Source organism: uncultured Bacteroides sp. (assembly GCF_902491285.1).
Classification (GTDB): domain Bacteria; phylum Bacteroidota; class Bacteroidia; order Bacteroidales; family Bacteroidaceae; genus Bacteroides.
Genome location: NZ_CABUHK010000122.1, coordinates 1 through 10,557 on the forward strand (window position 1 = coordinate 1; position 10,557 = coordinate 10,557).

9 protein-coding genes are annotated in these 10,557 nt (G+C 44.4%); all 9 read left to right on the forward strand.

Annotated elements, in window-relative coordinates; translation table 11 throughout:
- Positions 1 to 609 precede the first annotated feature (609 nt).
- The 9 genes from kdpF (at position 610) to guaA (ending at position 10,370) form a co-directional block, all read left to right on the forward strand.
- Positions 610 to 690 carry a K(+)-transporting ATPase subunit F gene (gene kdpF, locus RDN93_RS22100; protein WP_374047431.1) on the forward strand — a complete coding sequence of 27 codons (81 nt, stop codon included), beginning with the start codon at positions 610 to 612 and terminating at the stop codon, positions 688 to 690.
- 25 nt (positions 691 to 715) lie between these two features.
- Positions 716 to 2,422 carry a potassium-transporting ATPase subunit KdpA gene (kdpA, locus tag RDN93_RS20490; RefSeq protein WP_308747210.1) on the forward strand — a complete coding sequence of 569 codons (1,707 nt, stop codon included), beginning with the start codon at positions 716 to 718 and terminating at the stop codon, positions 2,420 to 2,422.
- An 18-nt stretch (positions 2,423 to 2,440) separates the two neighbouring features.
- Positions 2,441 to 4,474 carry a potassium-transporting ATPase subunit KdpB gene (kdpB, locus tag RDN93_RS20495; protein ID WP_308747211.1) on the forward strand — a complete coding sequence of 678 codons (2,034 nt, stop codon included), beginning with the start codon at positions 2,441 to 2,443 and terminating at the stop codon, positions 4,472 to 4,474.
- A gap of 16 nt (positions 4,475 to 4,490) precedes the next feature.
- Positions 4,491 to 5,060: a K(+)-transporting ATPase subunit C gene (locus tag RDN93_RS20500; RefSeq protein WP_308747212.1), complete on the forward strand. Its 570-nt coding sequence runs from the start codon at positions 4,491 to 4,493 to the stop codon at positions 5,058 to 5,060.
- Positions 5,061 to 5,191: 131 nt separating this feature from the next.
- Positions 5,192 to 5,959, forward strand: coding sequence for a hypothetical protein (locus tag RDN93_RS20505; RefSeq protein ID WP_308747213.1), 768 nt, complete (start codon positions 5,192 to 5,194; stop codon positions 5,957 to 5,959).
- A gap of 90 nt (positions 5,960 to 6,049) precedes the next feature.
- Positions 6,050 to 7,180: a sensor protein KdpD gene (locus tag RDN93_RS20510; protein ID WP_308747214.1), complete on the forward strand. Its 1,131-nt coding sequence runs from the start codon at positions 6,050 to 6,052 to the stop codon at positions 7,178 to 7,180.
- A 19-nt stretch (positions 7,181 to 7,199) separates the two neighbouring features.
- The gene (locus tag RDN93_RS20515) at positions 7,200 to 8,639 is read left to right on the forward strand and encodes an ATP-binding protein (RefSeq protein ID WP_308747215.1); all 1,440 of its coding nucleotides are present in this window, start codon (positions 7,200 to 7,202) and stop codon (positions 8,637 to 8,639) included.
- 35 nt (positions 8,640 to 8,674) lie between these two features.
- Positions 8,675 to 8,842 (forward strand): hypothetical protein, encoded by a 168-nt coding sequence (locus RDN93_RS20520; RefSeq protein WP_308747216.1) that lies wholly within the window; start codon positions 8,675 to 8,677, stop codon positions 8,840 to 8,842.
- A 220-nt stretch (positions 8,843 to 9,062) separates the two neighbouring features.
- The gene (gene guaA / locus RDN93_RS20525; RefSeq protein ID WP_308747217.1) at positions 9,063 to 10,370 is read left to right on the forward strand and encodes a glutamine-hydrolyzing GMP synthase; all 1,308 of its coding nucleotides are present in this window, start codon (positions 9,063 to 9,065) and stop codon (positions 10,368 to 10,370) included.
- The last annotated feature ends 187 nt before the right edge of the window (positions 10,371 to 10,557 follow it).

Below are 10,557 nucleotides of genomic sequence, written 5' to 3' on the forward strand. Positions count from 1 at the left end.
CTCGTCACGCCGATGGTACTGCGTAACAGTGGGAGAGTAGGTAGCCGCCGTTTTTGAAGAGTCCCCTTGATTCATTAAGAGTCAAGGGGATTTCTGTTTTTATACACCTCATGGTTCGCTAGATACACATCCTATTTTCCTCTATATACTTCGTATTCGTACGGAAATGAACTAAATTATAAATAAAGGATTAGGCACGGATTACACGGATTAACACGGTTTCTTTGCGTAAACATTACACTAAAACCGTGAAATCCGTGTAATCCGTGCCTAAAAGATATTCATTTCTGTACCGTATAACTTCTATATAACTTTTCAAAATAGCATAACCCTTTCAAAATGGTAGGGTATTTCTTTCATTCTTATAACTATCTCTTCTTTTTATTGTATTGTAAATCAATTCTTTACATCTGTATCCCTTTTTCTGGCACACCTTTGGCATTATATCCGGTAAATAATTAGAATTATTAATCCATTTAAAAAGGTAAAAAACATGGGAATAACATTATCATTTATTTTCTGCCTGTTGAGCGGCTTCGCTTGCTTTTGGCTATTTGGGAAATCTATAGATTGGTTTGAGAATATTTAAAAGAAAAGGAGAATTGACTTATGTACACAATACTATTTGTATTAGGCATTGCAATCTTCGGTTATTTGATGTATGTGCTCATCAAACCGGAAAAGTTTTAAGTTATACACAGTTTAAGGTAAAAGTATGAATACAGAAATTTTAGGTGTAGTTGCGCAGATTGCCTTGATGGTAATCCTTGCTTATCCACTGGGAAAATATATAGCCAAAGTCTACAAAGGAGAAAAGACTTGGTCGGACTTTATGGCTCCTATTGAAAGGGTGATTTACAAAGTATGTGGAATCAACCCTAATGAAGAAATGAACTGGAAGCAGTTCTTGAAAGCTCTGTTAATATTGAACGCTTTTTGGTTCTTCTGGGGTATGGTATTATTGGTATCGCAAGGATGGTTGCCTCTCAATCCGGATGGCAACGGCCCACAGTCGCCTGACCAGGCATTCAATACATGTATCAGTTTTATGGTCAACTGTAACTTGCAGCATTATAGCGGTGAAAGCGGATTGACTTACTTTACACAATTGTTTGTTGTCATGCTCTTCCAGTTTATTACTGCTGCAACAGGTATGGCGGCCATGGCAGGAATTATGAAGAGTATCGCCGCAAAGACGACACAAACAATCGGTAACTTTTGGCAGTTTCTCGTAGTAAGCTGTACACGTATCTTGTTGCCGCTTTCTCTGATTGTAGGTTTTGTCTTGATTCTTCAGGGAGTGCCGATGGGATTTGACGGAAAGATGCAAGTAACCACTCTTGAAGGGCAGGAACAAATGATTTCTCAGGGACCTACGGCTGCAATTGTTCCTATTAAACAATTGGGTACGAACGGCGGCGGCTACTTCGGTGTAAACTCATCCCATCCGTTGGAAAACCCGACTTATCTTACGAATATGGTAGAGTGTTGGTCGATTCTGATTATTCCGATGGCGATGGTACTTGCGTTGGGCTTCTATACACGAAGAAGAAAATTGGGATATACTATTTTCGGAGTGATGCTTTTTGCCTATTTGGCAGGTGTCTGCATTAATGTGAATCAGGAGATGGGCGGCAATCCTCGTATTGATGCTATGGGAATCAGTCAGGATAATGGTGCGATGGAAGGAAAAGAAGTGCGGTTGGGCGCCGGAGCAACGGCTTTGTGGAGTGTGACTACTACTGTAACTTCCAATGGTTCAGTGAATGGGATGCATGATTCTACCATGCCGCTGTCAGGAATGGTTGAAATGCTGAATATGCAGATTAATACCTGGTTTGGCGGTGTCGGTGTAGGATGGATGAATTACTACACCTTTATCATTATAGCCGTCTTTATCAGTGGGCTGATGGTAGGGCGTACGCCGGAATTTCTCGGAAAGAAAGTGGAAGCCCGCGAAATGAAAATCGCTACGATTGTCGCTTTGCTCCATCCGTTTGTGATATTGGTATTTACCGCTTTATCGTCTTATCTCTATACGCATCATCCCGATTTTGTACAAAGTGAGGGTGGGTGGCTCAATAACTTAGGTTTTCATGGATTGAGCGAGCAGCTTTATGAATATACTTCTTGTGCTGCTAATAACGGTTCAGGCTTTGAAGGCTTGGGAGACAATACGTATTTCTGGAATTATACTTGTGGTATTGTGTTGATTCTAAGTCGCTTTATACCTATCATCGGACAGGTTGCCATTGCCGGCTTGCTGGCTCAAAAGAAATTTATACCGGAAAGTGCCGGAACGTTAAAGACAGATACAGTGACTTTTGGAGTGATGACTTTTGCAGTTATCTTCATTATTGCCGCCCTGTCGTTCTTCCCGGTACACGCATTGAGTACGATTGCTGAACATTTAAGTTTGTAATTCTGAATTAGAGAAGATATGAAAAATAATAAATCAGCTTCTTTGTTTCCAAAGGAGCAAGTTATAGAAAGTCTGAAACAATCATTCGTGAAACTGAATCCGCGAATGATGATAAAGAATCCGATTATGTTTACGGTAGAAGTGGCTACGGCGGTGATGCTGTTCGTTACGCTCTACTCTATCGTAAATCCCTCGCAGGGGGCGTTCGGTTATAACATTGCTGTATTTTTTATCCTGTTCATCACTTTGTTGTTTGCCAATTTTGCCGAAGCCATCGCCGAAGCGCGTGGTAAGGCACAAGCCGACAGCTTGCGCAAGACTCGTGAAGAGACTCCGGCGAAGAAGGTGGAAGGAAGTAAAATCAGTATCGTAAGTTCTTCACAACTGAAGAAAGGCGATGTGTTTGTTTGCGAAGCCGGAGATGTAATCCCTTCGGATGGTGAAATCATCGAGGGATTGGCTTCTATCGACGAGAGTGCCATCACCGGCGAATCCGCTCCGGTGATCCGTGAAGCAGGAGGAGACAAGAGTTCTGTTACGGGGGGGACGAAAGTGCTGTCCGACCATATAAAAGTAATGGTGACTACGCAGCCGGGAGAAAGTTTTCTGGATAAGATGATTGCATTGGTGGAAGGTGCATCTCGTCAGAAAACACCGAATGAGATAGCATTGACTATTCTGTTGGCAGGTTTCACACTCGTTTTCGTCATTGTGTGTGTGACGTTGAAGCCGTTTGCCGATTATAGCAATACTGTCATCACCATTGCTTCTTTGATATCTCTGTTTGTGTGTCTGATTCCGACAACTATCGGTGGACTCCTTTCCGCTATCGGTATTGCCGGAATGGATCGCGCCCTTCGTGCGAACGTAATCACTAAATCCGGTAAAGCGGTAGAGACTGCCGGAGATATTGACACATTGCTGCTCGATAAAACGGGTACAATCACTATCGGTAACCGTAAAGCAACCCGCTTCCATACGGCTCCGGGCATCGAACTGCATGACTTTGTGGAAACCTGCCTGCTTTCTTCCCTCTCGGATGAAACGCCGGAAGGAAAATCAATCGTAGAACTGGGACGCGAATCGGGTATCCGTATGCGTAGCCTGAATACGGCAGGTGCGCACATGATTAAGTTTACGGCGGAAACCAAATGTTCCGGTGTCAATTTGGCTGATGGCACGCAAATCCGTAAAGGTGCTTTCGATGCTATCCGTAAGATGGTGGAGAGTGCCGGAAATAAGTTCCCGAAGGAAGTGGAAGAGGTGATTTCTGCTATTTCAAACAACGGTGGTACTCCGCTGGTGGTGTGTGTAAATCATAAAGTAGTGGGTGTTATCGAATTGCAGGATATTATCAAACCGGGTATTCAGGAACGTTTCGAACGTCTGCGCAAGATGGGAGTGAAGACGGTGATGGTGACCGGTGACAACCCGCTGACTGCCAAATATATCGCAGAAAAAGCCGGAGTCGATGATTTTATCGCCGAAGCCAAGCCGGAAGACAAGATGGAATATATCAAGAAAGAACAGCAGGCGGGCAAACTGGTAGCAATGATGGGTGATGGTACGAATGACGCTCCGGCTTTGGCACAGGCCAATGTAGGAGTAGCTATGAACAGCGGTACGCAGGCTGCCAAGGAAGCCGGTAATATGGTCGATTTGGATAATGACCCGACGAAGCTGATTGAGATTGTGGAAATAGGCAAGCAGTTGTTAATGACGCGCGGCACACTGACTACATTCTCTATCGCCAATGACGTGGCTAAGTATTTCGCCATCGTCCCGGCCTTGTTTATGGTTGCCATTCCCGAATTGGCTGCTCTGAATATCATGCACCTGCATAGTCCTGAAAGCGCGATTCTTTCGGCCGTTATCTTTAACGCGATAATCATTCCGATTCTGATTCCGTTGGCTTTGAAGGGCGTGCAATACAAGCCGATAGGTGCAAGTGCCTTGCTGCGCCGCAATCTGTTGATTTACGGTGTGGGCGGTGTGATTGTTCCTTTTGTCGGAATCAAATTGATTGATTTATTGGTAGGTTTATTCTTTTAATTAAAAAACGATAGCAATGAAAACTTTATTGAAGTCATTAAAAATAACACTTGTTTTCTGTGTCTTTTTCTCTGTGTTCTATATCCTTGTCCTGTGGCTGTTTGCGCAGGTGGCAGGGCCTAATAAGGGAAATGCCGAAGTGGCTACATTGGACGGCAAAGTTGTGGGGGCAGCCAATGTCGGTCAGATGTTTACAAAGGATATTTATTTTTGGGGACGACCTTCCTGTGCGGGCGACGGATATGATGCTACCAGTTCATCGGGTAGTAATAAAGGGGTGACGAATCCCGAATATCTGTCTGAAGTGGAAGCGCGTATAGATACTTTTCTGGTGCATCACCCTTATCTGAGCCGGCGGGAAGTGCCCGCCGAAATGGTAACGGCAAGTGCTTCCGGACTTGACCCGGATATAACTCCCGAATGTGCTTATGTACAAGTGAAGCGGGTGGCGCAGGCTCGCGGGCTGACAGAGCACCAGGTGAAAGAGATTGTTGACAAGAGTGTGGAAAAGCCATTTCTAGGTCTTTTTGGAACGGAGAAAGTGAATGTGCTGAAACTGAATATTGCACTTGAAGAAAAACATTGATAAGTGATGAACCATGAGCAGCGTTCCTGTCCGAATCGTCCGGGTGCATTTCCGGCGATTCAAATAAAAACAGGGATGGACAGGGCGCTGCTCTTTTCTTAGAAACATAAAATAGAATTAGAAAAAAGAGTATGAAGAATTATTTAAGCAAAAAGTATTTTTCAGGAGCAGCCGTTGTGGCAGCTATATGTATGTTGACGGCAAATACGGCAAAAGCGCAAGAATTTACCGTACAGGGGGATATTGTCAGTTCCTATGTTTGGAGAGGGTATTATCAGGGCGGTGGTGCTGCCTTCCAGCCGACTTTAGGATTCGGCATCGGTAATTTCTATATCGGTGCCTGGGGTTCTACCAATTTCAATGGTGGTAAGAAAGAGCTGGATTTATCCGCTTCCTATACATTCGGGGAGAATGGTCCCACGCTTTTTTTGACTGATTATTGGTGGAAAGGAGAAGCGGATCCGTCAGATGAAAGGAATAAATATTTCAACTACAACGCGCACGAAACGAATCACTTCTTTGAAGCCGGATTATCTTATACCTTGCCGATAGAAAGATTCCCGTTATCTGTTGCCTGGTACACCATGTTTGCAGGTGCCGACAAGAGGTATGACGCGGAAGGGGAAGAGAAGAATAATTATTCTTCTTATGTCGAACTGAACTATCCGTTTGTGGTGAAATCCTGCAATCTGAATCTGACCTGCGGATTTTTACCTTATCAGACGAATACAATTTATAATCTTCCTAACAGTGGCTTCGCTGTTACGAACATAGCTTTGAAGGCCATGAAAGATATAAAAATTAACGATAATTTTTCATTACCTATATTTGTCCAGGGAATTTGGAATCCACGATATGAAGATGCATATCTTGTATTTGGCCTGACTTTAAGGCCCTGAATTAAACTCATGAATTTTTAGTGTGTAAAGAACCCGTGGGAGTCGTGAAGATTGCCACGGGTTAGGATATAAAAAAACAGATTGGAAAAAATGGATGATAGAGAACAAAGCGTACAGCATTTCCTCGATTTGATAAAAAGGTCGCACCGGGGGAAGTTCAAGATTTACATCGGAATGATAGCCGGTGTAGGCAAGTCGTATCGTATGCTTCAGGAAGCGCATGAATTACTGGAGAATGGGGTGGACGTTCAAATCGGCTATGTCGAAACTCATGGACGAGCCGGGACGGAGGCGTTGCTGGAAGGTTTGCCTGTCATCCCACGACGCAAAATCTTCTACAAGGGAAAGGAACTGGAAGAAATGGATCTGGACACAATCATCCGCGTGCATCCTGAAATCGTGATTGTGGACGAGCTGGCACATACCAATGTGGAAGGAAGCCTGAACGAAAAACGGTGGCAGGACGTTATAGCATTGTTGGACGAGGGTATCAACGTGATTTCAGCAATCAATATCCAGCATATCGAAAGTGTGAACGAAGAAGTGCAGGAGATTACGGGTATTGAGGTGAAAGAACGGGTGCCGGACAGCGTGCTTCAGGAAGCGGACGAAGTAGTGAATATCGACTTGACTGCCGAGGAACTGATTTCCCGCTTGAAAGCGGGAAAGATATATCGCCCGGAAAAGATTCAGATGGCGTTGAATAACTTCTTCCGCACGGAGAATATTCTTCAATTGCGGGAATTGGCGTTGAAAGAAGTGGCGCTGCGGGTGGAGAAGAAAGTGGAAAATGAGGTGGTGATGGGCGTTGCCGTCGGTCTGCGCCATGAGAAGTTTATGGCTTGTATCAGCAGCCATGAGAGGACGCCCCGACGGATTATCAGAAGGGCGGCGAAGTTGGCAACCCGGTATAATACTACTTTTATCGCTTTGTATGTCCAGACGCCGAAAGAGAGCATGGACAGGATTGACCTGGCGCGCCAGCGTTATCTGCTGAACCATTTCAAACTGGTGGCGGAGCTTGGTGGAGAAGTGGTTCAGGTGCAGTCGAAGGATATTTTGGGGAGTATCGTCAAGGTTTGCAGGGAGAAGCAAATATCGACGGTCTGTATGGGAACTCCTGATTTACGGTTGCCGTATGCAATCTGTTCGGTATTGGGATACAGAAAGTTTTTAAATAATTTATCGCAAGCTAATGTAGATTTGATTATACTTGCATAATATTAATCGCATGAACATTATGAATATTAAAACGAAACTGATTCTTGGCATCGGGATGCTGGCGGGAATGATTATTTTGCTGGTGACCCTTTCGGTTATAAACCTGCAGATTCTGACGGCGACGGAACCGGATAGCCCTGCCGCCATGCCGGGGCTGGAACGTGCGTTGTTATGGATCTCCATTACCGGCGGTATTTGTATATTGACCGGTCTGGTGTTGCTCTATTGGCTGCCCCGTTCCATCAGCAAACCGATTAAGGAACTGAAAGAGGGAATCCTTGAAATTGCCGGTCATAATTATGGGAAGCGTTTGAATATGAGTGGTAATGAAGAGTTCCGTGAAGTAGCCGATAGTTTCAACCGGATGGCGGAACGTTTGGCTGAGTACCGTGCCAGCACCTTGTCGGACATTCTTTCCGCGAAGAAATTCATAGAAGCGATTGTGAACAGTATAGACGACCCCGTCATCGGATTGAACATGGAACGTGAGATTCTGTTTGTCAATGAGGAAGCCCTGAATGTGCTGAACCTGAAACGTGAGAATGTAATCCGCAAATCGGCGGAAGAGCTTGCCTTGAAAAACGATCTTCTCCGCCGTCTGATTCGCGAACTGGTGACACCAAGCGAACAGAAAGAGCCTTTGAAGATATACGCTGATAATAAGGAGAGTTATTTTAAGGCATCTTATGTCCCTATCATCAATACGGAAGCCGGGAACGACGAACCGCGTAAACTGGGCGATGTAATATTACTGAAAAATATAACGGAGTTCAAAGAACTGGATTCTGCCAAGACTACCTTTATCTCCACTATCTCCCATGAACTGAAAACTCCGATTTCCGCTATAATGATGAGCCTTCAACTGTTGGAGGACAAGCGTGTAGGCGAATTGAACGAGGAACAGGAGCAACTCTCAAAGAGCATCAAGGAGAGCAGCGAACGTTTACTTAGCATCACAGGCGAACTGCTGAACATGACTCAGGTGGAAGCCGGTAAACTGCAGATGATGCCGAAAATAACGAAACCGATTGAACTGATAGAGTATGCCATCAAAGCCAATCAGGTGCAAGCGGATAAGTTCAATATCCAAATAGAAGTGGAATATCCTGAAGAGAAAATAGGAAAACTCTTTGTAGACAGCGAAAAGATTGCCTGGGTATTGACTAACTTATTAAGTAATGCTATCCGTTACTCCAAGGAAAACGGTCATGTCGTCATCGGTGCCAGACAGGAAGATGCTATCATTGAATTATATGTTCAGGACTTCGGAAAAGGTATCGACCCGCGCTATCACAAAAGTATCTTCGACCGTTACTTCCGTGTCCCCGGAACAAAAGTGCAGGGAAGCGGGTTAGGACTGTCTATTTCGAGGGATTTTGTGGAAGCTCACGGCGGCACGTTGATGGTGGAAAGCGAACTGGGAAAGGGTAGCCGGTTTGTGATACGGTTGAAGGCGTAAGGTGAAACGCGTCGTTGTTGGCTTTATACGAATTGATGAAGAAAGCTATCCGTGGCAACGACACAAAAACATCTGATAGTCTGGTGAAACATATTCCTGCCGTTGACTCGTTGATGCTGATAAAAGATGAGGAGCTTGCTGAAAACGAATGTCACGGTGAGCTTATATTATACGTTGGATGGTACGAGCACAAACAACCGTGAACCATATCTAGGAATATTGTTTCGCAAGGATGGCAAGTATTATCTCAATAGTTCCGCATTACGTGACGAAGCGATTAACAATACGGATGTGGAAATAGAAAAGGAAAAATGAAACTTTGTGGAAACCAAACATTGTAACGTCTTTTAAAATATTTATATTTGCGGATAAGTTGATACGAAAGAAACTATTGACAATAACATAATTAAAAAACAGAATCAGATGAAACAGGACATGATTGTTATCCTTGACTTGGGTAGTCATGAGAATACGGTATTGGCTCGCGCCATCCGTGCGTTAGGAGTGTATAGTGAGATTTATCCTCACGACATCACAGTGGAAGAACTGAAAGCATTGCCCAATGTAAAGGGGATTATTATCAATGGCGGACCGAATAATGTGATTGACGGTGTGTCTATTGACGTAAATCCGGCTATCTATACGATGGGGATTCCCGTTATGGCTGCCGGTCACGATAAAGCGACTTGTGAGGTGAAACTGGCGGAATTTACGGACGACATTGAAGCTATTAAAAATGCTGTAAAATCTTTCGTTTTCGATACTTGCAAGGCCGAAGCTAACTGGAATATGACGAATTTTGTCAATGACCAGATAGAGCTGATCAGACGTCAGGTAGGCGACAAGAAAGTGTTGTTGGCTTTGTCGGGTGGAGTTGACAGTTCTGTGGTAGCTGCTCTGCTTCTGAAAGCAATCGGGGATAACTTGGTATGTGTGCACGTGAATCATGGTTTGATGCGTAAGGGTGAATCTGAAGACGTGGTTGAAGTATTCAGTAATCAGTTGAAGGCGAATCTTGTTTATGTGGATGTTACAGACCGTTTTCTTGATAAACTGGCTGGTGTGGAAGACCCCGAGCAGAAACGTAAAATTATCGGTGGCGAGTTTATCCGTGTGTTTGAAGAAGAAGCACGTAAATTGGACGGCATCGACTTTTTAGGTCAGGGTACCATTTATCCGGATATTGTGGAAAGCGGCACGAAGACTGCTAAAATGGTGAAATCTCATCATAATGTAGGCGGTCTGCCCGAAGACCTTAAATTCCAGCTTGTAGAACCTTTGCGCCAACTGTTTAAGGATGAAGTGCGTGCCTGTGGGCTGGAACTGGGCTTGCCTTATGAAATGGTTTATCGTCAGCCTTTCCCCGGTCCGGGTTTAGGTGTACGTTGCCTGGGTGCCATCACACGCGACCGTCTGGAAGCTGTACGTGAATCAGACGCTATCTTGCGTGAGGAATTCCAAATTGCAGGATTGGATAAGAAGGTATGGCAATACTTTACAGTAGTACCTGATTTCAAATCTGTCGGTGTGCGTGATAATGCCCGCTCTTTCGACTGGCCGGTTATTATTCGTGCTGTCAATACGGTAGATGCCATGACAGCCACTATCGAACCGGTTGAGTGGCCTGTCCTGATGAAAATCACAGACCGTATTCTGAAAGAAGTGAAGAATGTAAATCGTGTTTGCTATGATATGTCGCCGAAACCCAATGCGACCATAGAATGGGAATAAAAGGATAAAATAAAAAAAGCCCTCGAAAGCGTCGGATAGATAACTTTCGGGGGCTTTTTTGTTACATTGAATTTGACGCTGGCGCAAACGGCTCAGTTGTAATTCTTGGGGGATTAAGTTTTGTTAATTCCGTTCATGCATATACCTTTGCTAGCCTAAAAAGGAAGAAGCTCATATCCACTACTCC